We start from the raw sequence: 26,090 nt of genomic DNA, 5'->3' as shown, positions 1-26,090 counted from the left end.
AGTTGGAAGGAAATGGACAATTCCGAGTTACAAACGGGGGAATTGGTAAAAATTCAAGCTAAGGGTTCATTTACTAATAATTACATATCGTTTGCGTTGATTTACATTACACGACCTAGTATATGCACCAGTAACTCAACCAGCTCAGCACATTGATTTACAAAGATTAAAAACTATACTCAACTTTCATACTTACTACTGGATCTTTATTGATGATTAATATAAATAATCAAGTATTCGCTCTTTCATCCATTGCCCTGCTTTTGACGGGTTGTTCTCCATCCTCAGACCCAACGGTTAGTGAAAACATCAATGATTACAAGGGATCAGCTAGCATTACTCAAGGTCTTGCAAAAACAGTAGAAACGAATCTTTTTGAGTGTGCAAATGGTCGAAGTCGTGTGGCAGGCATCGGTGAGATTGCTGATGCTGACGGGAAAGTATGGACAGTTCCTGCTCAAAACCATTTCACAACTGCACCAAAAGCTGTCGATCTTTATGAAGAGTGCGCCAATATCACGCCTGATAGTATAGCTGATGTGGATGAAGAGTCTGTCCCTGTGGCTGTTATTGACTCAGACGGTGAAGAGATCACAGGTTACATCTTTGCTGACAACTATTTCGAGTTATATGTTAATGATCAGCTTGTTGCAGTAGACACGGTACCTTTCACACCGTTTAACTCTAGTATCGTCAAGTTCAAAGTAAATAAACCATACACGATTGCTGTAAAAGTAATCGATTGGGAAGAAAACTTAGGTTTAGGTACAGAAGATAACCGTGGCAAAGCATTCCATCCCGGTGATGGTGGCTTTATCGCAAGCTTTAGTGACGGCACTGTGACGGGTTCCGACTGGCAAGCACAGACATTCTATACTGCACCAATCTATGATCTTAGCTGCTTAAGTGAGATTGATGGTAAGCGCTTATCGGAGAATTGCACAACTGAGGGCACTGATAACGGTGCAAATGCTTATGCCGCTCATTGGGAAACTCCAAGTAACTGGATGGCAAAAGATTTCGATGCAGCTTCATGGCCCCAAGCGACTGAGTATTCAGAAGATGAAATTGGTGTAAATAATAAAAAATCTTACATGAACTTTATTGATAAATTTAGCGGTGCTGGGGCAAGCTTCATCTGGTCAACAAATGTTGTTTTGGATAATGAAGTTCTACTAAGATACGAAGTGAAATAGCTTTTTCTCTAGCCTCAAAAAGCAGTTATGTTATCAGTTGATAAAGCATAGCTGCTTACTTTTTTCAATCGTTAATTCTGCTACATCTTTCCTTTCCTGACTCATAAAGGGGCAGGAGTGTTTTAGAGTAGTCGCACTAAGGCGCTCTTGTCCCAGAGCGACATGTAGTGCCACTAGTTATGGTGTGTGTATCAAATAGATAAGCAGGTTGTTGTGGTAAAGGTATATCATCCCCAACCTGTAAAAATACTTATCTCTTGCAAAGCTTAAGAGCCATTGTGGAGTTATAGAGTGGTGCTGAATAACGTCGAAATATCTCTCTATACTGTTGTTGGCTATCCAACAGAAAAGTCACTCTTATGTGCTCTGTATAATAAGTGGTCAGGATAGAACGCAGCCAACCGGCTATTGCAGTATCTAATAAAGCTTCGCAATTAGTAACCCAGACCCAAGTTGGTTGCTTGTTGTTTCGGATTATTTCCATGAGCTGCGATTTATTCCTGTAATCGTCCTCTAAGCAAAGAAGATCAAAGTACGTTGTTTGAACACCCATTCCATGGTTTATGCCATCGTACATTCGCCTAATATCGCATCCACACTGGTGGGGGAAAGAATGGAACCACATCATATTTAACTGCCAACAACCATGTATAAAGCGTTCAGGCGAACCGATAGGCCATTGGTTAATATCTGGTGAAAGTAACTGTGAGGTTATATTAGATTTCAACGGTACCACCTCTTTACAAATCAATGATTGAAGAATGGCGAATACATTCTCCTCTTGCATCAATAGCATAAAGTCGATCGAGTATGGTATCAATGATGCTTGTTCATTCCTTCTGCTGCTACTCACTCAAGTCAGTTGATTCTATTTTTAAGAATGCAAATTTGATATCATTTAATAAAAATGAATTGTGGTAGATAGAATGACAAAAACTTGCAGCCAGTACGAGGACTTGTGTAAACGAGTCATCGACGAAGGTGTTTGGATTAATAATGACAGAACAGGTAAACGTTGCTTAACTGTCATTAATGCGGATTTAGAGTATGACGTTTCAGATAATGAATTTCCTTTAGTTACAACACGTAAAGCTTTTTGGAAAAGCGCTATCGCTGAAATGCTTGGCTACTTGCGCGGGTATGACAATGCCGCAGATTTCCGAAATCTAGGCACAAAAACTTGGGATGCTAACGCAAACTTGAATCAGGCGTGGCTAAACAATCCACATCGTAAAGATGTGGATGACATGGGTAGAGTCTACGGCGTTCAAGGGCGAGCATGGGCGAAGCCTGACGGTGGGTTTGTCGATCAATATAAAAAGATTGTTGATAATCTAAGTAAAGGCATCGATGACCGCGGTGAAATCATGTCGTTTTATAATGTGGGCGAATTCCACATGGGTTGTTTACGCCCTTGTATGTATAGCCATCACTTTTCCCTGCTAGGTGGAACCCTTTATTTAAACAGCACTCAACGTAGCTGTGATGTCCCATTAGGATTGGTCTTCAATCAAATTCAAGTTGCATGGCTGCTTCAAATCACAGCCCATATCACCGGGTTAAAGGCTGGTAAGGCATTTCATAAAATAGTCAATGCTCACATTTATGAAGATCAATTAGATCTGATGAAAGAGCAGGTAAATCGAGAACCTTACTCTTCACCTAAACTCATCATTAATCCAAATATCAAATCATTAGAAGACTTGGAAACATGGGTTACTGTTGAGGATTTCGAGGTTATTGATTACCGACACCACGAACCAATCAAATATCCATTTGCTGTCTAGCAAGACGAACTGGGGGGTAGGATGCAAACTTATCCCTCACTCTTGCTAAGCAAGCTCTCCAATAGTTCGACCCTTTCCTGAAGGACTTTCCGCTCTTTACTAAGTTCTTCTTTGTACCATTCTAAGCTGCCACTTGTATCTTTGAAGCGCTTTCTAAGTTTTGTTAATTCTCTCTCCGACTCAGAATAAAGCGTAAACCAATGTAAAATTTCAAGCTTTGAATGTTCGAGTAAATCCTGCAAGTTTTCTTCTTGCTGTTTTTTTGTAATTTTGATGTGCTTTGAGTCTTCTTTCCGCTGCCGAACAATCACGTCAAGCTCTAAACTGACCCAACCTCTCGCGCCTTGTTCTTTGAAAGTATTACGATGAAGTCCAGCGAGCGTTGCCACTTGTCCTTTTGTCGCTTTTAAATTTTCATCATTCCTTATGGCATCCAATGCGACCCAAATTTTTTCAGTATTTTCGTCATACAACTCTTGGTTCTTTTTATCATATTCAGCCATCAGATGGTGCCTCTCCCAAATACTCTAAGACTCTTTTCGACTCTTCTATTGCTTCGGTTATCTGATCTTGTCTGTCTTCATACCCCTCAGCACCAACTAATTTTATATTATCAAGGTATATCTCTCGCCACTTCGGTGCATTTGCTTTGGTGACAACAGCATTGTGGCAACGTGCAGGGTTGCACCTTAAACCACCAATGCATGGCAATGCCTCATCAAAGTCTTCGACTCCACCGAAGCAATAACCACTTCCCACACTAATAATGGCAACCCCTTGTTCTACCATTGCTTCGTATATTTCCTCTTCTGAATAGCCAGCTTCCACGCATCCATTGAAGAACTTTCTGACCTTTGAAAGGTGCTCGTCAGCTTTTCCTCCCATGTATTTACCATTAGGATCGAAGTTTACTTTAACTGCCTCTAATTCAGCAGTATGCCTCAAATCCAACACTTTAGACTGACCATTAAGGCTAGTTAATTGACTAGCTATGCCACCGTAGCCAAGTGTCGTTTGACTAACTTTACCTTTGCGTGAAAGCGCATCTGTTGCAGATACGATATGCTTAAGTTGGTAAGAGATAACAGGTAAGCCAACATCAGCTCTAAACATTTGGTGAGCCAAACTGTGTCTGAATACATAGCCGTTGAGCTTACTAGAAATGTCTTGGGAAGATAATCCAGTTAATGCTAAGAAGCTATTTTGAACCATATTGGTGAGACTTGTCATAGGGGTATTTGTTTCTTCTGGTTTTAAGGTATCTACATTCGCAAATACATATGTATTTTGAAATATCTTGCCACCTATCAACTCAATCACTTTCATTGCATCTATCATGATTGGTATCACCACCCAGCGATCATTAAACAAATTCCATCGGTTGTCTCGCCCCTTGTGCTCTTCCGATACTATCGTGTTCTCTTTTAAGTCCAGACAGCTATCAATCTTTAGATCCGAAAACACATTTGGTCTTGCTCCCATTAGACTTGCTATGATCCATAAACCTGAGTAAAAAGCTTTATTAATTGCAATTCGAAGAGGTTCACTCGAAATAACTTTTTTCCTAAATTGTTCCACTAACATTGCATTCGTGGGAGGTACATTGGAATGAGGCATTACTAACTGGTTATCAGGAAAAATTGCGTTGATATTAGTGATTGAGTATCCTTTCCTACTCAAACGATAGGCACCATAACCCTCAAGATCTTGTTTTGAATATGAAAACTCTTCATAACTTGAGGCTAACGCCTCATAGTTTTTAGCCATAACAGGGTCGTTCACCTTTTCGTTAACCGCCTTTAAAAAGCTCACGACATTAAATGAGGCTCTCCTGAGAGCTAAATCGAACTCTTTGGTTTCAAGATAAGGTAGCTTTTCTTTTTTCTTACAATTGCTCTTCTTATGATTTTCCTCATAGGCATTTTTTATTGCGCCGTAGTCAGCGTCACACTCGATACCAATATCTTCTTTGGTTTTAAGGGTATTTAAGTAGTCAAAAAAAACTTTATAAGACACTCTTGGAGATTTCTTGGACGATAGCTTTAACGTAGTATTCTTTGCGGCATCTTCAAAATCCAACAACGAAATATGAGATAGCGCACAGTAGTGTGCTTGCACATACTCTTTACCAAGTCGCCTCTCCACCTCAGAGAAAACAAAATCTAAGAAGTTAAGTCCGTCTTTAAATGGGGAAATTAAAGTGTTGGGCTTTATTTCGCTTTTAGAGTGACCATATTCTTTTGGCGAAAAATAAACAAATAAAAACAAGCATTTAATCTCCGTAATAACGCCTAACGGAATATGCTTATAGGTACTAAAATCAAGCTGAACTTTTGCTAAGGTTACTGATGCCGATCTTTTCGATAAATCCGCGTCATAGTCCCACAACATATCGCTGAATACACTTTTCCTAGAAACAGGTAATATAGCGAGCTGAGCAACATAGGGGGCAATCTCACCTATAACCTCATCAGAATTAACTTTATTCAAAATCAGCAGGTTCGAGAGTACATCTTTCCAATATTGATTTATTTGTTGCAAGTGTTGTAAATGCCGCTTTTCCATTGTTAGCTACCCCAACTATCTACGATGGTGGTTTCAATAAATAACGAATCTTCTTTTGCTTTCGTCAAAACATCTTCTTCAAACTCGGAGGTTTCTGTATTCAAGATATCGTCCAGCAATGAAAGATTCTCTAGCACAACCACATAGTAAGGCGTATTGACAACGTCACCACTCTCCAGAGTTGCTAAATAGTCTCTTTGCATCGCAAACAGCTCTGGAAGATGTTTCTCTGTCAACATCACATTTTCACAAGATAAGCACTTATTGTATTGAGAGCAGGGTTTACCCTTGACGTACAACGAGGACTTTTTGATAAAGTCAGGTGGCTCAAATATGTTTTTGCAACCACCAAGGGGGGTTTTCATGATGATTTGAGTCTCATCAAATCGTCGATGTTGGTGAGAGTTAATATCCTGTATGCTTGCATAGGCAGCATTACTGTAAATATCTTCTATTGCTTTCCTTGCTTTATCCCTTGTAATCCTATCGAATTCTAAATTTTCTAGATAATTCATTGTCGTATAAATAGAAGAGTGCCCTAGCAGATATTGAATTTCTCTGAGCGAAACACCAGCCTCAATCAGCTCGCTCACAAGCGTGGGTCTAAACCTGGTTGTGGTAAGTACCAACGGCTCACCATCATCATTTTTAAGTTTATATTCCTCAATGAGTTCAGAGTACACACTAGACATAGAGCGCTCATTCATAGCTTTAGGTACTGTCCCAAAATTTATAAAAAGCCTTTGGGATAACTCTATTGATACATACTTCCGAGCTTCTGAAGTCAGTAGCGTAACCTCATCAAATATGGTTTCGACAAAGTTTTTTTGGCTCATTGTTAACCATTGCAAATTGGCGTGAAACAAGTCTAGATGTAACATTTTTTCCCCCATTGAGCGCTCTTTCCAATAGGTCAAACACGGCTTATTCGTAAGAGGGTGATGCTCTTGATAATCATCCATATCAAGATCTAAAATAGGGTTTAAATTCATGCCCAAGACTTGCGCCATTTTTAATACATATATACCAACATCCCGTGCCATCACTCGTCTAGTTATCACTCCCCACTCATCATACAGTTCAGGGAGTGAAAGCCTTCTAGTTGAAATAAAACTAATAAATTTATTCTGTCCTTCGGTACGCTCTTGTGAATCGTGGTAAGTGGGTACTCTATTGCAATAATCTTCAAAGATAACCCTTGCTTGGAACTTTGGATCATCAAGGTTGGCACTATATCTATCTAGTATTTGGTATGGAGATAGCTTCTTTCTAGCTAACGCCATTTCCCTCTCTAGCATTTTATGAATCTGCTTTCTTTCATTTAGAGAATAAGGCTTATATGCGACCGACTTTCTGACCGTCTCAAATCCATCAACAGGGTAATAATTGAAATCGAAGTTTCGAACTGATTTAAGTTTTGATAACGTCATTCGCGCTGCTGATAGTGTTGTGTTTGCATACGCTGTTGATAGCTCATCATTACCAATTTTATTACCAAGGTACTCTTTGAAATCTTTCAAAGACCATGCTTCAAAGCAATCTTTGAAGCTACTGTCTGGGGGAACACCTTTGCTTTCTAAGAAGCCACAATAATGCTTGTATCCAATATGGTAATTACTAATCCCTGATTTTGAAGTCGCCTTTAAAGACCCAACCGCAAAGGCATGTTGCACATCCTCGTAAAATCTATTTTCAGAGCTAAAATCATCAATCGAAGACAAGGGTTTCTTTCGCAATGTGAGAAACACTGAAATCTTGCTTTCTTCTTTATCAAAAGCTTTTTCGGTGCGCACGTCATCACGCTCTTTGACGGTTTTGTAATTGACGCCTTTGAGGTCAGAGATCTCTCTTGAGAAGCATTGATACTCATGATTCAACAATGGAAGCATCACTCTCATACGCTCTGGTGGAATTAGATGGCTAAACACTAATTTATCAATCGCATTTCCCCACATTGGAAGTGTCAGCTTTTCCGCATTCGTTAAACTGTTTTTCCACTTGAGAAAAATTCTTCTATTATTAAGGTCATAACCGACCGAGTGACTACTGTTTTTAATTTGGCTATATGGAAGAGATACTCCATTTTCCAGCAACAGTTGATTAAGCTGCTTTCTAAGATCAAGTAAAGCTGGTGTATCGAGCCTATTTGTTTTGCACGACAGTTTATTAGCCAAAAATGCCTTATTAATAAGCCCAAACTTCTCGAAGAAACTATCAAAATCTCCTGCAACTAGCTTTGAGTTACCAGCCTTATTTGATAGCTCGATATCCCATAAAAAGTCAGGATTAACTTTACACTCATAGATGAAGTCACTCATCAATGTCGCAATAACTTCATCATCATCATTTAATAGTATTCGTAATTCCTTTAGCTCCTTCTCGATCTCGCAGATATCTTCTTTTAAATGCTTACGCAATTTGAAATAGTCAATTTCTGCATCGATGAAAAAGTAACGTAAATCAATTTTATTACGACTTGTAGGTACCGCTTTCTTTTGAGCAACACTTAATCCTTGCCACCAACGGTTCAAACTGACCCTGAATTCGTTAAGAGTCATATCGAACTACCTTTCTTGGCTCTAGTTCGATTTTTTAACTTTTCCATCAGTTGATATCTTTTTAAAGCGATGCCATTGCTATCAACAAAACTTTCCCAGACTCCAACAGGAATTTTTGTGTATTTTTGTGTTGTATCAATTGACTCATGTCCAAGACACTGTTGAAGCAACAGTAACCTATCAAGTTGCGTCTTAAGTAAGTCTTCAGAATTTAGTAGCATTGCACCGAAGCCATGCCTTATTTTATGTGGCGACAATGGAGCTTTAATTAGTCCAAGCTTTAACGCTCTTTTAGATAACTTACTTATTAATTTGCTGACTGCCCTTGCACTATACGGATCGCCATTCTGATTAAGAAAAGCAGGAATCGGTGCTTTACCCCATTTTCGTTTGTGCTTTTTATACTCCAGACTTGAGTTGTATTTTTGTACTCTATTGATTGTCTCTTTTGTAACAACCGTATTTCGAGGTTTAGCTTCCCTACCACGACCTTTGTTGCCTTTAATTTCCATTGCAACATACGGACTAGGCATTTGAAACGTTTCACTATCTACAATGACACTTTGCCGAGATTTTCGAGATAGGTGCAAGATAGTTTCTTGGGGTATGCGTTCAACTTCTTCTCGGCGTACACCTGAGTCATACATGAATTGGATTAGGCATCTTTCTCTTTCATGATTGGCAACAAGTATCAAAGCTTCTATATCTAAGTATTGCGCTGGCTTAATTAATGACTCTTTAGCCGCAATGGATAAGCTGCCATTTTCATAGGGATTTTCTTCTCGAATCAGTTTGTAGCCTGCTGGAGGTTTGCACAAAAACTCTGAAAAAAAACGTCCATACGTAGCATCTCTATTGGATATGGTTTTCCCCGCAATGGCTCGCTTATCTGACCCATCTTTGTTTTTGTCACTTCTGCAATATTGAAAGTATTTCTGAATTTCGGTTGAATGTACTGTCAACAGGCAATCATCGCGCTTGGATTCGATGTGGTTGTCATCGTACGTAGTGAGGTACTTAACCAAGTAGAGTAAGTTATTTGCGTAAGTTTTTACGGAGTGATCACTATGACCAATTCTGTAGTGTGTTAGAAAGTCAGATATGAGGGGCAGCAATTCCATTTGTTCATTGAAAACTACCACGCCTTCTTCTAGTAAGAGAGCATCGGGATATATACCACTGTTTTCGTGAGCGACAGATATTGACGTATCAATCTTGCCACCAGAAGAAATTATGACTGCTTTATCCATAAACCCTCGAACTATGCATTGATAATGTCCATCAACCAATATTGGTAACGTATTGTGCAATTTAAACATAGCACAATAAAATCATATGCAATCAGAGTAAGAGGTTTTATTTATTATTGATTGTGCATTTTGTGGTTTGGGTTATAAAAGGGGTACATCGCAAGAGCGCTGAGTGCTGTTTAGGTACAGAGTATCACCAAGTAGTGAGAAGTGATGGCTGTACATACACGGACGCAAACATCCCATGTGGAACTCACCTGGGTTGTAGAAGTTTAAGATCTCGCCGCGGTCATCAATACCGTTAGTTAGATCATCAACAATCTTCTTCAGTTGGTCGATATGACCGCCGTCAGGTTTTGCCCATGCACGTCCTTGAACGCCATAAACACGGCCCATGTCATCTTCACCCTTGCGGTAAGGGTTATTCAGCCATGCTTCATTCAGGTTAGAATTCGCATCCCAAGTTTTAGTCCCTAGCTTACGAAAATCTTCAGCATTGTCGTAACCACGGATATAGCCAAGCAGCTCAGCAACTGCGGCTTTCCAAAAACTCTTACGCGTTGTTACCAGTGGGAATTGGTTATTACCAACATCATATTCAAGGTCAGCATTGATCACGGTTAGGCAACGCTTGCCCGTGCGTTCATTTTCAATCCAAGTACCGTCATCAACGATACGCTGACAGAGATCTAAATACTGTTTCACACCAATTCCTTACTTCGTTTGTTGTGGTAATTCGTCTTTGTAGTGACCACGCTTGTATGCCCACACCATCATCAGCACACCGATGATAACCATTGGCAGTGACAAAATTTGTCCCATAGAGATAAATCCACCGAACAAACCTAGGTGAGCATCAGGTTCACGTACGTATTCTACTAAGAAGCGGAATGTACCATATCCAGCTAGGAATAACCCTGATACAGAACCAAGAGGACGCGGCTTTTTGATAAACCAGTTCAAGATGAAGAACAGCACGATACCTTCAAGCGCCATCTCGTAAAGTTGAGATGGGTGACGAGGAAGTGGACCACCGTTAGGGAACACAATCGCCCATGGCACATCAGTCACACGGCCCCAAAGCTCGCTGTTCATGAAGTTACCTAGACGGCCCATACCTAAACCAAATGGGACGAGTGGTGCAATCATGTCTGCCACGCCAAAGAAGGTGCGACCATTCTTTTTCGCATACCAGAACATTGCGGTGATAACACCCAGCAAGCCACCGTGGAAAGACATACCGCCAGTCCATACCTTAAATAGGTACAGTGGGTCTGCTAGGAAAAGGTCAAAGTTGTAGAAAAGTACGTAGCCAATACGACCACCCAACACCACACCTAGAAAGCCAGCAAACAGTAAGTCTGATACTTGCTCTCGAGTCCAACCACTACCCGGTTGATCAGCTCGGCGATTTGCTAACCAAAGAGCAAACATAAAACCGACAAGGTACATTAGGCCGTACCAACGAACTGAGATTGGTCCTAGTTCAATAAGAACAGGATCGATATTTGGGAATTCGATAAAACCCTGAGACATACTTGGCTCTCTATCTAAATTGATTAACGGTTAGCTCAATGACTAACAGAAAAGACACTACAGCAGCATTGTGGCTGCTATAAACATTAAAAATACCGCAAAGAATTTCTTCAGCACAGGGGTTGGCAATTGAGTGGCCAGTTTCGCACCCACTCGAGTGGTCAAAACTGAGGTACAAGATATCGCGATCAAAGCCGGTAGATAAACATAACCCAAGCTATACGCAGGAAGATCATCGACAGAAGATCCATGCCAAATGAAACCTAGCATTCCCGAAATCGCGATAACACAACCGCATACCGAAGATGAGCCGACGGCTTTACGCATTTCCACACCGTGATGGTTAAGGAAAGGTACCGATAAAGACCCACCGCCAATGCCCGCTAAGCTTGATACCAAACCAATCCCGCCGCCACACAACACGGTTTTAGCTGAACCCGGCATCGATTTTTGGCTCTTGGAGCGAATCGACAATAGCATTTGCAACGCCAACACCAAAACAATCACACCAAAGACTTTTGGTAAGTATTGAGCTGGAATTACATCGGCCACGAAAGAGCCGAGGAAGCCACCTATCACCACACCTGGCATCAACCATTTAACGACAAACATCTCTACGTTACCCAACTTTAGATGGTTAATCGCAGACGATCCCGACGTAACGATGATGGTTGATAGCGAAGTAGCCAATGCCATTTGCATCGCAAACTCTTGGGGGATACCCGCTTTAGGAAGCAAAAACAGTAAGGCAGGAACAACCAGCAAACCACCACCAATGCCTAGCAAGCCTGCTAAAACACCAACAATAGCACCAAGGCCCGCTAACAAGCCTATCAGTTCATATGACACGTTAAATCCTATTTTTTACCTGCTCGAATGAAGCCTGTAAATTCACGCTCTTCGAAATAGTTCAGCATCATACTATAGATGTCACTACCATACGGTTTTGAAAGTGCCTTATTTGCCAAATCCTGTAATTCAGCCAAGTTCGACTGACGAATCAAATATTTGGTTCTTGCGACATTCGAGGTATTCATACTTAACGTCTCATACCCCAATCCAATCAATAGCAGCGCGCCCATCGGGTCACCGGCTAACTCGCCACAAATACAAACAGGTAATTGATATTGCTTACAAGTATCATGAATTTGTTTTAATGCCATGATCACCGCAGGGTGCATTGATTCATAGACATCGGATACTCGTGAATTGTTCCGATCAACCGCTAATAAATATTGGGTTAAGTCGTTGGTACCGACTGAAACAAAGTCGACCTTATGCGCAATCAGCGGCAGTATGTACAGCATGGATGGCACTTCAATCATGATACCAACGCGAGGCATACGCACTCGGTTATCAAGCTCATGCACTTCATCATACGCTTGTTCAATCAACTGTAGCGCGTCATCCAACTCCTGTGCACCAGAGATCATCGGCAGCAAAATACTCAAGTTATGGCTTTCACAGCTCGCACGTAGCATGGCACGTAACTGAATAATAAAGATGTCAGGATGATCGAGCGTAAACCGAATACCACGCCAACCAAGGAATGGATTGTCCTCTTCGATAGGAAAATACGGTAAGGCCTTATCACCACCGATATCGAGTGTACGCATCACCACTTGTTTCTCTGGGTAGCTTGCCAGTACAGAACGATACTGCTTGAATTGTTCATCCTCTGACGGGAATCTTTGCTGCAACAAGAAAGAAATTTCAGTTCGATACAGCCCTACGCCATCAACGCCTTGGTTGATAGCGATGTTAGTGTCTGCACTTAAACCCGCATTAAGCAGAATCTCGACTTGCTTGTTGTCTTGCGTTTTTGCCGGTAGGTACAGCTCGCGATTGACCATAGAGGAGAGCTCACTCTCTTCTAGAATCAGCCCTCGATACTCTTTGAGCAGGCTTTTAGTCGGCTCAATAAAGATCTCACCGCTATACCCATCAACAATCGCTCGCTTGCCATTAGCTTGAGCTAGGTTGAGGTTTACCCCCATGACGGAAGGTATGCCAAGCGCTCGAGATAAAATCGCTGCGTGCGAGTTCGCCGCCCCTTCCAAGGAAATCACCGCTAAGAGCTTTTCTTTGGGAATAGACGCTAATACCGAAGCGGTTAACTCACGAACCACTAGGATAATCGGCTTATCTAACGTGCGAAGTTCATGTTCAGAGTTGTGGAGGAAATAGAGCAGCCTTTGTCCGAGCTCTCGGATGTCTTGTGCTCTCTCACGAAGATACACGTCCGACATACGAGCAAAGCGATTAGAATAACTCTCTACAACCTGTCTTAGTGCCCAATCGGCTTTATCGCCTTTCTGGATTTGGCTTTTTAGATCCTTACGCAGCATAGGATCGTTGAGTAAGTGAGTAAACAGGTCAAAGATCGCCAACGCATCTTTATTGATTTCGCTATCTAAGCGCTTTCGCATGCGCTTAAAGTCATTGAGGGCGTTTTCAACCGCTACCGCCAACAACTCATGCTCTCTCTCTATATTGAGCGTCGAAGCAGGATAAACATCGGTGAGTTCAGGCTGAGTGTTGTCCCACCATAAGTCACCAATCGCCACGCCCGATGAAGCTGCAATACCTTTAGTAGCCGGTAGCTTCTGTTGCTCTAACAGCCAATGGCCTTGAGTTTGGGCGTGCGCCACAATAACGGCAAGTTGTGCAGAGAGCGTGACAAGGAAGGATTCTTCCATCTCACTAAATAAACGTGGGGTCTTCTGTTGAATGACCAATACACCGAGCACTTGCTTGCGGTGGATAATCGGAGTACCGAGAAAAGAGTGATAGACGTTTTCTCCAAGCTCTGGAAAAAACTTATAAGCAGGGTGAGCAGACGCTTGTGCAAGGTTGATAGGTTCAGCACTTCTTTTAACAAGGCCAACCAGACCTTCGTCAAAACCAATGTGAATGCTATTGCCTTTGAAGATCAGGCCTTGAGTTGCCATCAACTCAAGGCGCTGCATATCATTATTTGCCAAATACACGGTGCAACATTCCGTCTGCATCGCACTGCATGTCTCTTTAACCAAAATATCAAGAGCCGTCGACACATCTTCAACTCTTGATACGTGTTCAACTATTTCCCTTAGTTGACTGAGCATGCTTAACCTCTACGCAATTTGCGCTTTCCTTTTATTTTTCGCTCTTTAAACGGCATTGCTAAAGATGCGAACTCTTTCATCGCTCGACGGTAAACATCTCGCTTGAAAGAAACAACTTGTCGAACTGGGTACCAGTAACTCACCCAACGCCAACCATCAAACTCAGGTGTACTTCCACGCTGCATATTGATATGCGATTCATCGCAATCTAAGCGCAAAAGGAACCACTTCTGTTTTTGTCCAATACAGACAGGTTTAGAATCCCACCGAACCAGTCGTTTGGGTAGCTTGTAGCGTAACCAATGACGACTTGTCGCGACGATCTTTACATCCTTTTTAGTAAGGCCAACCTCTTCATACAACTCGCGGTACATTGCCTGTTCCGGAGTCTCACCTTCATCTATTCCCCCTTGAGGGAATTGCCATGAATGTTGCCCGTATCGTTTAGCCCAGAAGACCTGACCATGGTTGTTACAGATTACAATACCAACATTTAATCGGTAACCATCGCCATCTATCACTGGCCAACCTCTATCTAAATTTTTAATTACTCTGATTTTTCCACATATCCCCAATCGGAGCAAACTTAGTGACGTGATAAGCGCTATATTTATGAATAATAACTAGGAATATGGATAAGTTTTGCTCAAATTCTAGTTACCCACACAATAGTGAGACATAGACCACATTTATTCACCTTTTCTGTGAATAACTATGTGAAGAATTACCCGCAATCGTTTTTTTTAATCCATAGATTCATCAACACCAAAAACAACAAATCAGTCAAAATAATTTTATTATTATATAAATCAGTAAATTAAAATAAAATTCTAGTTTTAAAAAACATTAGAAATGTAAAAGATCTTTCAGAAACCTGACATGGTTAAAGATCAACCACTCCGATGTTTATCCACACTACTAAGTGAAAGATTCATTTTGAACCCCATTTGGCAAGCATTTTATCCACCATAAACCCCTGTTTATTTATCCACTAAATTAATATTTCAATTAATTACCTTTATGTCCTGTGGATAACCCTGAGTTTGATCCCTTTTCTCGCAAGGAGATCATTTCTTAACCAGTCGTCATTTGGTGATAACTTCTGATAAAATCATTTTTTTTGATCATGCCTTTTATTATGAAACCAGAACCACAAACACAACAAGAGCTGTTAGAGCGCGCGTATGCCATCGCCGGAATGACCTTTAAAGAGCTCGCTGACGAAGCTGAGATGGTGATGCCAAACGACCTTAAGCGTGATAAAGGCTGGGTTGGGCAGCTATTGGAATGGCACTTGGGTGCACCTGCAGGCAGTAAGCCAGAACAAGATTTTGCCAAGCTCGGTATCGAGCTAAAAAGCATTCCGATTAGCTACTCTGGCAAGCCACTCGAAACCACCTTTGTGTGTGTTGCTCCTTTGATGGGTGTGCAAGGCATAACTTGGGAAACCAGCCACGTTCGAAACAAGCTGTCTAAGGTGTTGTGGATCCCTGTCGAGGGAGAAAGAGAGATCCCGCTAGCAGAGAGGCATGTAGGATCCCCATTATTATGGACACCTAGCCAAGCTGAAGACGAACTCTTGAAGCGAGATTGGGAAGAACTGATGGAGTTGATCGTTTTAGGCAATGTTGAACAGATAACAGCAAGACACGGTGAAGCACTGCATTTACGTCCGAAGGCTGCTAACAGTCGTGTGTTAACGGAAGCTTACGGTGCAAGCGGAAAACCTATCAAAACTAAACCACGTGGTTTCTATCTGCGAACTCAATTCACCCATAAATTACTGACAACACATTACGCATAGATCGTTTAATCGAGCCTCGATAGCCAAAACTATCAGTGCGTTAAAAAACAGTCTGGAATTAGAATCAATATCTCGCTACCAACGCCTCTTAATGAGGTTTGAGCGCCAGTTCAATATCACAGTAGCTTTGGCTTGGCTCATTACCAAACTCATCATAGGCGTTGTGTAAGCGAAGATACGCCTTTTCAAAGCCGAGCCGGAGTAACTCCTCTTTCACTTGATCCAAGGATCCAAAGTGAAGCGGCTCGCCGTCTTGCTTTACCGGTTCTAGCTTATGTTTGTACTCCACCGCCAATAGATATTCTGAAATATCAGAACAGCCAATAACGTACACTTTGGGTGTTTGATAAGAGTCTTTGTGCTCTCCATGTAACCACATGTCTAACTGATGCTTTTGCATAACCGGCCTCCCTTGCTCTCTATAGCTTAGTAGAACTCTATTTCTTTACTAGGGCACGTTGATTTTTCTCGATTAAAAAACAAAAAAGAGAAGCCAATGCTTCTCTTTTTTGTCCAGTTCTAGTTCAAAAGCGCTCACTTTTGACACCTAACTATCACCGTCAATGATTTAGGGGGTTGAAAGGTGCGATCAACCCCGAAAGATTACGTCGGTATTCGCGCGCTAAGAACACGACGAAGATGACGTACTCGACGTTCAATCGTGACGACTTCTGGTTCAGAAAAACCAATCGGTCGACCGTCAGCTTCAAGACCAATATCTCTTAGTAAGTGAGTATTGTTCCATGGTAGATCATATGAACTGCGACGAACTTTTCGTTGCCATTCACGCTCTTCACGACGAAGATCGGCACGGATAAGGACTGTTGCTAATTTTAAATATACTGAGTGACGCATAATAACTCTCCAGTTGTTGAATAAACTGAGGAAAAATAGCGTGTTAGATCGTATGAGGGTTTCTCACTTAGCTGCTATTTTTCCGCAGCCAAATAAGGATACGGATCTATTAGTTAGGTTTATCTTGGGTGTTTCGATCGGCCATGGCTGATGTTTGTGACATAACAGTCACCATGTCAGAACACGGATCAAACGAAGCGCAAATATGCTGTATAAAATCGAAATGTTTCATTTGCGCCTCCAAGCTAACTAAAAAATCCAAAAAAAATGGGGAAGTAAAAGCAGACAAGTCTTTGTTAAATCGTTGCTTTAACGGTTAAAGTCTAACCAAGTGAGTATATTATTCAACCGCTAATTGATTAACATTTTTAAAACAATGCATTCGCCTGAAATATTAGTTGCATATTCATTTACATATAACATATTCACTATGATTATATAAAATCACAGCATATCTCTCTTAGGGTCTAACTAGAAAACAACGGACTACCCTTCAGAAACAAAAAAGCCACGTAGATACGTGGCCTTTAATTTACGGTGACTGAATAAAGTCATGTAGAGAAGAGTCTAAACAACACCTTCAGAGATTAGGCTGTGTTTATTCAGCAAGCGGTACATCGTCGCTCGTGATACACCGAGCTCCTTAGCCGCCAATGAAACCTGACCACCGTAAGATTCCAATACAATCAGTAACGCATCGCGCTCTGAGCGCTCTCGAATACTCTTCAAGCTTCGGCGTTCATCATTCTGTTTTGGTAAATCCAGTTGGTGATCCTCAATGATCACAGCATCAGACATCAACACAACACGCTTAATTTGATTCATCAACTCACGCACATTGCCCGGCCAGTGATAACGATTCATCGAGCGGATAGCATCGTCTGAAAAGCTCTTCGCTTGAGCATTAAACTCTTTTGAATACTCACGTAGAAAATGATTAGCCAATACTGAAATATCACTCACTCGCTCTTTTAAGCTCGGAACGTGAATGCGCAGAACATTGATGTAATGATAAAGTTCTTCATTGAAGTCGCCCTCGATCAATGCCTTTTCGATATCAGAAGAGTTCGCGGCCAGAATACGCACATCGACTGGCTTAGGACCATCCGTAGTTTCAATTTTACCTTCTTGTAAGAAACGCAGCAGGTTCAACTGCTGATTACGTGGCATCGCCAATACATCATTGAGTAAAATGGTTCCGCCATCGGCTTCTTCCAACAGACAAGGTGCTGCAGCGGGCTGTGCAGAGATACCAAATACCTCGGCCTCTATTCTCATTTCAGACAAGGCACGACAATTGACCGTTAAAAATGGCTTTTGCGCTCGCGAAGAGTTTTGATGAATTGAGCGCGCAACCGTCTCTTTTCCTGCTCCACTCTCTCCGTAAATCAGGATACTGACATCAGTCGGCCCAATGCGCTTTACTTGGTCTCTCAAACGCTTCACAGCCACAGAGTCGCCAAGCAAACCCATATTGTTGTTGATGCCGTAGTTTGGCCATACTTTCTGCTCAAGCTTGAGCATACCCAATTGGTGACCAATGGTACTCAATAACTGGGCATCTGGGATTGGCGCCGTGAAAAAGTCGATACAGAAGTTGACGATAAATTGGCAAATGGTATCAGAGCTCAATTGCGATTCACGAATAAAGGCGAGCCATCTTACTTGCTTGTTGTTGCTCACGAGATTAGCGATACCGTTAAGGCTAAACTCATCATGACTAAGATCCACAATGCCAATGCATGGGCCAATGTCAGCAATCAAGGCATCGGCTTTTCGTAAATCTGCACACTGGGTACATTGCCAACCTACTTGCTCTAACACTGATAACCAGGGTTCGTACGCACCACCAACGACGATAAGAGAACCTGGTAAGGAATCCATCTTAAATTGAGTTCCCATCCTTCTTCCTTATTCTATTTTTATTTAAATCAAGCTAATACGAGTCACTGCTTCATCGTTCGACAAAATGCCACGAGATCGTATTCAGCGCAGGACGTATAGTAGTGAGACTATCTTAGATTTTATGTCTCAATAGTAAGACTATGTCAGAAATAATGGTTTTTCGAATCAAGAGTGCGGTACAGGCTAGGTTTTGCAGCCTAAAAACAGAAAAAGCCACCCGAAGGTGGCTTTTTTAATTAGATGGGCTGTTACATCCCATAAGCGAGTATTACGCTTGTGGGCGCATTGCCGGGAACAAAATCACATCACGAATTGTGTGCGTGTTTGTAAATAGCATCGCTAGACGGTCGATACCGATACCTTGACCCGCTGTTGGCGGTAGGCCGTGCTCTAGTGCTGTAATGTAGTCTGCATCGTAGTACATAGCTTCATCATCACCCGCGTCTTTCGCGTTAACTTGCGCTTTGAAACGTTCGTCTTGATCTTGTGCATCGTTAAGCTCAGAGAAACCGTTCGCGACTTCACGGCCACCGATGAAGAACTCAAAACGGTCTGTGAAGAACGGGTTGTCATCGCTACGACGAGCTAGAGGAGAGATGTCCGCTGGGTAGCCAGTGATGAACGTTGGTTGAATTAGCTGAGGCTCAGCCGTTTCACCAAAGATCTCTTCTAGAAGCTGACCACATGTCCAGAACGTTTCTACGTCTACGTGTACAGATTTTGCGATAGCAACCATCTTTTCACGGTCTTGTAGGTCTGCTTCTGTTAGCGCTTGAATCTCAGCGTGCTCAGGGTTGTAGTGTTTGATTGCATCGAACATGCTCATGCGAGCGTAAGTGCCACCGAACTCAACCGTTTCGTCACCGTAAGGCATAGAAGTAGAACCAAGAACGTCCATTGCTGCCGTGCTTAGCATCTCTTCTGTCAGATCCATAAGGTCTTTGTAGTCAGAGTACGCTTGGTAGAATTCCATCATTGTGAATTCTGGGTTGTGACGTGGAGATAGACCTTCGTTACGGAAGTTACGGTTGATCTCGAATACACGGTCAAAACCACCCACCACTAGACGCTTAAGGTAAAGCTCTGGTGCAACACGTAGGTACATGTCGATGTCTAGTGCATTGTGATGAGTGATGAACGGACGTGCAGTTGCGCCACCCGGGATCACGTGCATCATTGGCGTTTCAACTTCTAGGTAGCCTTTCGCGCTCATGAAGTTACGGATTGAAGATACAAGCTTAGAACGCACGATGAATGCATTACGAGAATCTTCGTTCACGATTAGGTCAACGTAACGCTGACGGTAACGCATCTCTTGGTCAGTTAGACCGTGGAACTTCTCTGGTAGAGGACGAAGTGCTTTAGTCAGCAATTCAAACTCTTCCATGTTCACGTAAAGGTCGCCTTTACCTGATTTGTGAAGCGCACCTTTAACACCGATGATGTCACCGATATCTAGGCCTTGGTACTTCTCTTTCAGTACTTTTTGAACGTCTTTCGCTGCGTATGCTTGGATACGACCAGAAGTTTCTTGAATCGCAAGGAATGGACCACGCTTCGCCATAACACGACCAGCGATCGCAACGATGTGGTTAAGCTCTTCTAGCTCTTCCTTAGTCTTCTCACCGAATTCCGCTTGAAGATCGCCAGCTAGGTGCTCACGACGGAAGTCATTTGGGTGACCGTTAGCTTTGCAGTTTTGGCGGATGTGATCCAGCTTGCTGCGGCGCTCAGCGATTAGTTTGTTCTCTTCAGGTGAAGAAGCTTCTTGTGCGTTTTCGTTTTGAACAGCATCAGTCATTAGAGATGTACCCTGCTTTTAAAATTTGGACCGCTATATTTTTGTAAATATAGGCATTTTTACCAATATTATTGGTAAAGCTTAATAGTTGATAAAGCTTACAGACCTGATTTCAGGCTAGCTTCAATAAACTTGTCTAAGTCACCGTCAAGAACCGCTTGAGTATTACGGTTTTCGATGCCGGTGCGTAAATCTTTGATACGAGAATCATCCAGCACGTAAGAGCGGATTTGACTGCCCCAACCGATGTCTGATTTCGTCTCTTCGCTCGCTTGTTTTTCAGCATTTTGTTTTTGAATCTCAAGTTCAAAAAGCTTAGCACGTAGCTGCTTCATCGCTTGATCTTTGTTCTTATGCTGCGAACGGTCATTCTGACACTGAACCACAGTGTTAGTCGGAACGTGAGTAATACGTACCGCTGATTCCGTGGTGTTTACGTGCTGACCACCAGCGCCAGAGGCACGGTATACGTCAATACGTAGGTCAGAAGGATTAATGTCGATCGTAATGTTGTCATCAATCTCAGGATAGATAAACGCAGATGCAAATGAAGTATGACGACGACCACTTGAATCAAATGGTGACTTACGAACTAGACGGTGAACACCAGTCTCTGTGCGTAACCAACCGTAAGCATACTCACCAGAAATACGTACCGTTGCGCCTTTAAGGCCAGCAACATCACCATCCGACACTTCGATAACTTCAGTCTTGAAGCCTTTCGAATCTGCCCAACGTAAGTACATGCGCAACATCATTGAAGTCCAGTCTTGAGCTTCTGTACCGCCCGAACCTGACTGTAAATCGATGTAGCAATCTGATGCATCGTGATCACCAGAGAACATACGACGGAATTCCAGCTTCTCTAGCTTAGCTTCAAGCTCGGCCAGTTCTGGTTCAATTTCATCGAACGTTTCTTGATCTTCTTCTTCAACCGCAAGCTCTAATAGGCCATCAACATCCTCAACACCTTGGTCAAGTTGGTCGATCGTTTCTACTACCGCTTCCAATGCAGAACGTTCTTTACCTAGCGCTTGAGCACGCTCAGGTTCGTTCCATACATCCGGTTGTTCTAATTCTGCGTTTACTTCTTCTAGACGCTCTTTCTTAGCGTCATAGTCAAAGATACCCCCTCAGGATATTTGTGCGCTCAGACACATCCTGCAGACGGTTTTTTATAGGATTGATTTCAAACATTTTAGCTCATCATTTATGAGTAGAATTTAACCGAAGAATTGTACTCAAAAGTGTGACGGAGATACAGAATTTTTTAGAGTGGTGAACCAAGATTCAACAACTTAATGGGATATAAAATTGACAGGCATAAAAAACACGTAAATTTTGTAAGGGCAGGAAGGAAAACAAGCCCTGTTTTTGAACAGAGCTTGTTGAATTTGGCACTATATGATGAGCATTATTGAGCCCAAAATCACTATTTGGCTTCGATATGATCAATCATCAGCTGCAACGATTGGTTGCCGCGAAATTCGTTGATATCGAGCTTAAATGCAAGATGAACGGTTTTTACTGATGCATCAGGCCAGCGACGTAGGTCGACGTTAAAGGCAATACCGTCAATCATCACATTGGTTGGGTGGCCTTTGTAGAGCGGCTCAAGCATCAGCTTAAGGTGCTTTTCACCCACCAGCTTTTGGTGCAGCACTTTAAACTCACCATCGAAGATTGGCTCAGGGAAAGCTTGTCCCCACGGGCCACCTGAACGCAGCGTTTCAGCGGTGTGCATCGAGAACTCTTCTGGTAACAGCTCACCATCAGACAAGATAATGCCCTTCAGTGCTGTTTCTCCAAGTTCATTCTTCACCACATCATTGAACAGCTTGCTGAAGCGTTCAAAGTCCTTTTCCATGATGGTTAAACCAGCCGCCATTGCGTGGCCACCAAATTTAAGAATCAAGCCAGGGTTTTGAGTATCAATTCGGTCCAATGCATCACGCATGTGCAGACCCGGAATTGAACGACATGAACCTTTGATACTGCCTTCGCCGCCATCTGCAAACGCAATCACTGGGCGGTGGTATTTGTCTTTGATACGCGAAGCCAAAATACCAATCACACCTTGGTGCCAATCACGTTGGAACAGGGCTAAGCCAGAAGGTAGGTCGTCTTTACCAAATTCAAGGCGCTCACAAAAAGCCATCGCTTCTTGCTTCATACCCTCTTCGATCTCTTTACGTGTTTGGTTCAAGCCATCTAACTCACTCGCCATTCGACGAGCCGCATGGATGTTGTTACTCATTAGCAGCTCAACACCAAAAGACATGTCGTCTAATCGACCAGCTGCATTGATACGAGGACCAAGAGCAAAGCCAAAGTCAGACGCCACCAAACGCTTAGCGTCTCGCTTAGCAATTTCGATCAAGGCTTGAATGCCCGGACGAGCTTTACCCGCACGAATACGTTGCAAACCTTGATGAACTAAAATTCGGTTGTTTTCATCGAGTGGAACCACGTCGGCAACCGTACCCAGCGCCACAAGGTCAATCAGTTCCATCAACTTAGGTTCTGTCATGCCGCGCTCTGCAAACCAACCCAATTTACGCATGTGAACACACAATGCCATCATCAGGTAAAAAGCGACACCAACCCCCGCTAGGGCTTTCGAAGGAAAAGCACAACTTTCAAGGTTTGGGTTAACCATAGCATCGACCATTGGCAGTTCATTGCCCGGCAAGTGATGATCGGTAACCAGAACCTCTAGCCCTTTCTCTTTAGCAAAGCGAACACCTTCAATTGAAGATACACCGTTGTCGACCGTCATGATCACTTCAGCACCAAGCTCGATTGCCTGTTCAACAACCTCAGGGCTCAAGCCATAACCATCTTCAAAACGGTTTGGTACCAGATAGTCGACGTTAGAGCTGCCGAGCATACGTAACGCTAAAACAGACAGCGCCGAGCTGGTCGCGCCATCGGCATCAAAGTCACCAACAATGATGATGCGTTTTTGCTGCTGAATAGCTTTGAACAACAGCTCAACCGCAGCATCAATGCCGCCCAGTTTTTGATAAGAGTGCAAGCCTTTCGCTGCTGTCTCTAGTTGGTCGGCACTGTCGATTCCACGACTCACATAAATGCGCTTTAACAAGTCAGGTAAGTGAGCAGGTAAGACTGAAATGTCGACCTCAGGACGGCGTTGGATCTCTATCATATAAAAATGGGCCCGATATCAATCAGGCCACTCCTTAAATCAAAAACATGGGGGAGAAATTGGCAATACAGAAAACGAGATTATTGCTCTAAACGTTGAAGAAGTTGTGCTGGCGGTAAGTAACCACTCACCAACTCACCACTTGCTAGCACGATAGCCGGTGTGCCATTGATGCCAAGCTCACGACCTAATTGGTACTGTTTAGCAATGATCTGCTTTTGCTCTGCTAGATCTTTACCAGACGCTGGCATTTGACGATTTACTTTAGCGTCATGCATCGCTGTTTTTGGATCATCTGAAGCCCAGATTGCTGCCATTTGATCGGCAACTTGCCCTGTCGCACCTTGGCGTGGGTAAGCCATGTAACGAACGGTAATACCCAGATCGTTGTAGCCCTGCATTTGGCTGTGCAGACGAACACAGTAGCCACACGTAATGTCAGTAAATACCGTCACAACATACTTTTCGTTATCGGCTTTGTATTCAATAACCGTATCCGACATCGCCGCGACTTTTTCAGCATTCAGCGGAGCTTGACGCTCAGCCAAAACATCACTGAACTTACCGTTGTCATCCAAAGAGTAAAGTGTACCGGCTAGAAAATGGTCGCCCTTAGGAGAAGAAAAGATAATGCCGCTGTTGGTTTGAACTTCTAAAAGACCATCGATATCCGAAGGAACAATCTTATCGACCTTAATGCCGATCTTTTCAAAACGCTTAGTTAACGCTGCAGTATCAATAGCTTGAGCAGGAGCAGCTTCTACGGCTGTTGACGTTGTTTCTACTTTCGCTTCTGATGCATTACATGCAGTAATCATAAGAGGAAGCGCTAGTAGAGGAAGACGGCGTAATACGCTCATTAAGTTCACCTTAAAAATAAATGGATTTAAGCACGTGGGTGATGCTGCGCGTGAATTTGCTTCAGCCTTTCAGTCGCCACGTGAGTATAAATTTGGGTTGTCGATAAGTCACTATGCCCAAGTAACATCTGTACGACCCTGAGATCTGCGCCATAGTTCAGTAAATGCGTCGCAAAAGCGTGTCTCAATACGTGGGGTGACAACAATTCTGTGTCGATACCGGCGACGACCGAGTAGTGCTTGATACGATACCAGAACGTCTGACGGGTCATTTGCTTGGCGCGTTTACTCGGAAAAACCACATCAGAACTGTTTTCGCCAAGTAGATGTGGACGACCTTGTTCAATAAAAGTCTCTATCCAATCGACCGCATTTTCGCCCATGGGTACTAAGCGCTCTTTACCACCCTTACCAATAACACGCACCACGCCCTGTCTTAGGCTAATGTTTTCCATCGTCAAGCTAACCAGTTCTGTCACACGCAAACCGGTTGCATAGAGTAACTCAAGCATTGCCTTATCGCGAAGCTCAATCGGATCGTTCGGATCTGGCGCATCGAGCAAAGCATCAACCTGTTCTTCGCTCAAATCTTTCGGCAAGCGTTGCGGCAGCTTCGGGCTGATCAACAAGGCACTTGGATCATCGCCTCTGATTTTCTCGCGGTGCAAATATTGGAACAAGCGACGAATCGCCGACAACATACGGGCACGAGAGGTCTGCTTAAAATCGGCGTCGGCTAACCAGCCTTGATAATCCTGTAAACCTGAAAGGCTAATGAAGTCGAGGCGGTAATTGTTCTTTTCCATCCACGCTAATAACTTGGACAAATCGGTACGGTACGAGACAAGCGTATTCTCCGATAATCCTCGCTCCATCCACATAGCATCTAAAAACTGCTCAACGAGACCGTGGTCTGCGCTCTGCCCTTGAGGCGACTGCATAGTGTTACTCACAATATTGGAAACTGTTTTGAGAGTATGCCAGAGCAAATATGAATGCCATAAAAATTACGACTTGAGCGGATAATCGCTGCAATCGAAGTCGATTTATGGTTAGAATTCGCCATCTGAAATTAAAATCGAACGTTTGCTATGAAAATTGGATTATTTTACGGCTCAACCACCTGCTACACAGAAATGGCAGCAGAGAAAATTCGCGGCATTATTGGTGAAGACCTAGTTGATATCCATAACGTGAAAGAAAGCCCTCTTTCATTGATGGCGGACTACGACCTTTTATTGCTGGGCATCTCGACTTGGGACTTCGGTGAAATCCAAGAAGATTGGAATGAACTGTGGGAAGACATCGCAACCACGCCTATGAAAGGCAAGGTTGTGGCTCTGTTTGGTTTGGGTGACCAAGAAGGCTACGGCGAATGGTTCCTAGATGCGATGGGTCTATTGCATGATGAACTGAAAACCGCGGGTGCAGAGTTTGTTGGCTTCTGGCCAAACGATGACAGCTACGAGTTCGAAGCGTCTAAAGCGTTAACCGAAGACAAATCTCAATTCGTTGGTTTGGCGCTTGATGAAGATTCACAATACGAGCTAAGCGACGACCGTATCGCAAGCTGGGTTGAGCAAGTACTGGTTGAGTACAGCGAAAAGCTATAACCAAACAGAAGTACTCCCGGCTAAGTAGCTAACCAAGTAACTAGCTGGATATAAAAAGACCACAGAATACAAAAAGGCCTCATT

At 42.9% G+C, this 26,090-nt stretch carries 20 protein-coding genes and 1 pseudogene; 4 read left to right on the top strand and 17 right to left on the bottom strand.

Annotated features, from left to right (window positions below; translation table 11 throughout):
* The first annotated feature begins 212 nt into the window (after positions 1 to 212).
* Entirely contained in the window at positions 213 to 1,196 is a 984-nt protein-coding gene (locus AB4482_RS02605) for a hypothetical protein (protein ID WP_108161990.1), read from the top strand.
* 926 nt (positions 1,197 to 2,122) lie between these two features.
* Positions 2,123 to 2,983, top strand: a complete 861-nt coding sequence (locus AB4482_RS02600; protein ID WP_102447127.1) for a thymidylate synthase — start codon at positions 2,123 to 2,125, stop codon at positions 2,981 to 2,983.
* Positions 2,984 to 3,012: 29 nt separating this feature from the next.
* Here AB4482_RS02600 and AB4482_RS02595 read toward each other — a convergent pair whose 3' ends face one another.
* The 9 genes and pseudogenes from AB4482_RS02595 to rppH form a co-directional block, all read right to left on the bottom strand.
* Positions 3,013 to 3,486, bottom strand: coding sequence for a hypothetical protein (locus AB4482_RS02595; protein WP_102305292.1), 474 nt, complete (start codon positions 3,484 to 3,486; stop codon positions 3,013 to 3,015).
* A complete protein-coding gene (locus tag AB4482_RS02590; RefSeq protein WP_108161991.1) occupies positions 3,479 to 5,548 on the bottom strand; it encodes a hypothetical protein in 2,070 nt (689 codons plus the stop codon). The genes AB4482_RS02595 and AB4482_RS02590 overlap by 8 nt, the downstream gene beginning before the upstream one ends.
* Positions 5,549 to 5,550: 2 nt before the next feature.
* Positions 5,551 to 8,106, bottom strand: coding sequence for a tyrosine-type recombinase/integrase (locus AB4482_RS02585; protein WP_108161992.1), 2,556 nt, complete (start codon positions 8,104 to 8,106; stop codon positions 5,551 to 5,553).
* Positions 8,103 to 9,356 carry a tyrosine-type recombinase/integrase gene (locus tag AB4482_RS02580; protein WP_102447124.1) on the bottom strand — a complete coding sequence of 418 codons (1,254 nt, stop codon included), beginning with the start codon at positions 9,354 to 9,356 and terminating at the stop codon, positions 8,103 to 8,105. The genes AB4482_RS02585 and AB4482_RS02580 overlap by 4 nt, the downstream gene beginning before the upstream one ends.
* Before the next feature lie 147 nt (positions 9,357 to 9,503).
* Positions 9,504 to 10,061, bottom strand: a pseudogene (locus tag AB4482_RS02575) (thymidylate synthase); the annotation flags it as partial.
* 9 nt (positions 10,062 to 10,070) lie between these two features.
* Positions 10,071 to 10,892, bottom strand: coding sequence for a prolipoprotein diacylglyceryl transferase (lgt, locus tag AB4482_RS02570; RefSeq protein ID WP_017059338.1), 822 nt, complete (start codon positions 10,890 to 10,892; stop codon positions 10,071 to 10,073).
* Between the two features lie 57 nt (positions 10,893 to 10,949).
* Positions 10,950 to 11,741 carry a sulfite exporter TauE/SafE family protein gene (locus AB4482_RS02565; protein WP_017059337.1) on the bottom strand — a complete coding sequence of 264 codons (792 nt, stop codon included), beginning with the start codon at positions 11,739 to 11,741 and terminating at the stop codon, positions 10,950 to 10,952.
* 8 nt (positions 11,742 to 11,749) lie between these two features.
* Positions 11,750 to 13,999, bottom strand: coding sequence for a phosphoenolpyruvate--protein phosphotransferase (gene ptsP, locus AB4482_RS02560; RefSeq protein ID WP_017059336.1), 2,250 nt, complete (start codon positions 13,997 to 13,999; stop codon positions 11,750 to 11,752).
* Between the two features lie 2 nt (positions 14,000 to 14,001).
* Complete coding sequence (gene rppH / locus AB4482_RS02555; protein WP_017059335.1) at positions 14,002 to 14,520, bottom strand: RNA pyrophosphohydrolase; 519 nt, start codon at positions 14,518 to 14,520, stop codon at positions 14,002 to 14,004.
* A 617-nt stretch (positions 14,521 to 15,137) separates the two neighbouring features.
* Between rppH and mutH the strand changes: the two genes are divergently transcribed.
* The gene (gene mutH, locus AB4482_RS02550) at positions 15,138 to 15,803 is read left to right on the top strand and encodes a DNA mismatch repair endonuclease MutH (RefSeq protein WP_032546406.1); all 666 of its coding nucleotides are present in this window, start codon (positions 15,138 to 15,140) and stop codon (positions 15,801 to 15,803) included.
* An 88-nt stretch (positions 15,804 to 15,891) separates the two neighbouring features.
* On the opposite strand, the gene AB4482_RS02545 is transcribed toward mutH, so the two are convergent.
* The 8 genes from AB4482_RS02545 to xerD all read right to left on the bottom strand — a co-directional run bounded on the left by AB4482_RS02545 (position 15,892) and on the right by xerD (position 25,334).
* The gene (locus AB4482_RS02545) at positions 15,892 to 16,203 is read right to left on the bottom strand and encodes a DUF6482 family protein (RefSeq protein WP_004735016.1); all 312 of its coding nucleotides are present in this window, start codon (positions 16,201 to 16,203) and stop codon (positions 15,892 to 15,894) included.
* 203 nt (positions 16,204 to 16,406) lie between these two features.
* On the bottom strand, positions 16,407 to 16,658 hold the full coding sequence (locus AB4482_RS02540) for a hypothetical protein (RefSeq protein ID WP_004735015.1): 252 nt from the start codon (positions 16,656 to 16,658) through the stop codon (positions 16,407 to 16,409).
* A gap of 567 nt (positions 16,659 to 17,225) precedes the next feature.
* Positions 17,226 to 18,560, bottom strand: a complete 1,335-nt coding sequence (gene vpsR, locus AB4482_RS02535) for a cyclic-di-GMP-binding transcriptional regulator VpsR (protein ID WP_372131548.1) — start codon at positions 18,558 to 18,560, stop codon at positions 17,226 to 17,228.
* Positions 18,561 to 18,831: 271 nt separating this feature from the next.
* The gene (lysS, locus tag AB4482_RS02530; protein ID WP_017059330.1) at positions 18,832 to 20,364 is read right to left on the bottom strand and encodes a lysine--tRNA ligase; all 1,533 of its coding nucleotides are present in this window, start codon (positions 20,362 to 20,364) and stop codon (positions 18,832 to 18,834) included.
* Between the two features lie 98 nt (positions 20,365 to 20,462).
* A protein-coding gene (gene prfB, locus AB4482_RS02525; protein ID WP_100208942.1) for a peptide chain release factor 2 occupies positions 20,463 to 21,561 on the bottom strand; the annotation gives its coding sequence in 2 pieces (ribosomal slippage) (positions 20,463 to 21,485 and positions 21,487 to 21,561; 1,098 coding nt in all).
* A gap of 235 nt (positions 21,562 to 21,796) precedes the next feature.
* Entirely contained in the window at positions 21,797 to 23,533 is a 1,737-nt protein-coding gene (recJ, locus tag AB4482_RS02520) for a single-stranded-DNA-specific exonuclease RecJ (RefSeq protein ID WP_017059329.1), read from the bottom strand.
* Between the two features lie 80 nt (positions 23,534 to 23,613).
* Positions 23,614 to 24,393 (bottom strand): thioredoxin fold domain-containing protein, encoded by a 780-nt coding sequence (locus AB4482_RS02515; protein WP_017059328.1) that lies wholly within the window; start codon positions 24,391 to 24,393, stop codon positions 23,614 to 23,616.
* 26 nt (positions 24,394 to 24,419) lie between these two features.
* On the bottom strand, positions 24,420 to 25,334 hold the full coding sequence (gene xerD / locus AB4482_RS02510) for a site-specific tyrosine recombinase XerD (RefSeq protein ID WP_017059327.1): 915 nt from the start codon (positions 25,332 to 25,334) through the stop codon (positions 24,420 to 24,422).
* A 150-nt stretch (positions 25,335 to 25,484) separates the two neighbouring features.
* Here xerD and fldB point away from each other — a divergent pair, with 150 nt between their 5' ends.
* On the top strand, positions 25,485 to 26,006 hold the full coding sequence (fldB, locus tag AB4482_RS02505) for a flavodoxin FldB (protein ID WP_017062875.1): 522 nt from the start codon (positions 25,485 to 25,487) through the stop codon (positions 26,004 to 26,006).
* Positions 26,007 to 26,090 lie beyond the last annotated feature (84 nt).

This window comes from Vibrio sp. 10N.222.55.C7, assembly GCF_041473335.1.
Taxonomy (GTDB): domain Bacteria; phylum Pseudomonadota; class Gammaproteobacteria; order Enterobacterales; family Vibrionaceae; genus Vibrio; species Vibrio crassostreae_C.
Note: the sequence above shows the minus strand (reverse complement) of the source record. Positions and strands in the feature narration are given on the sequence as shown.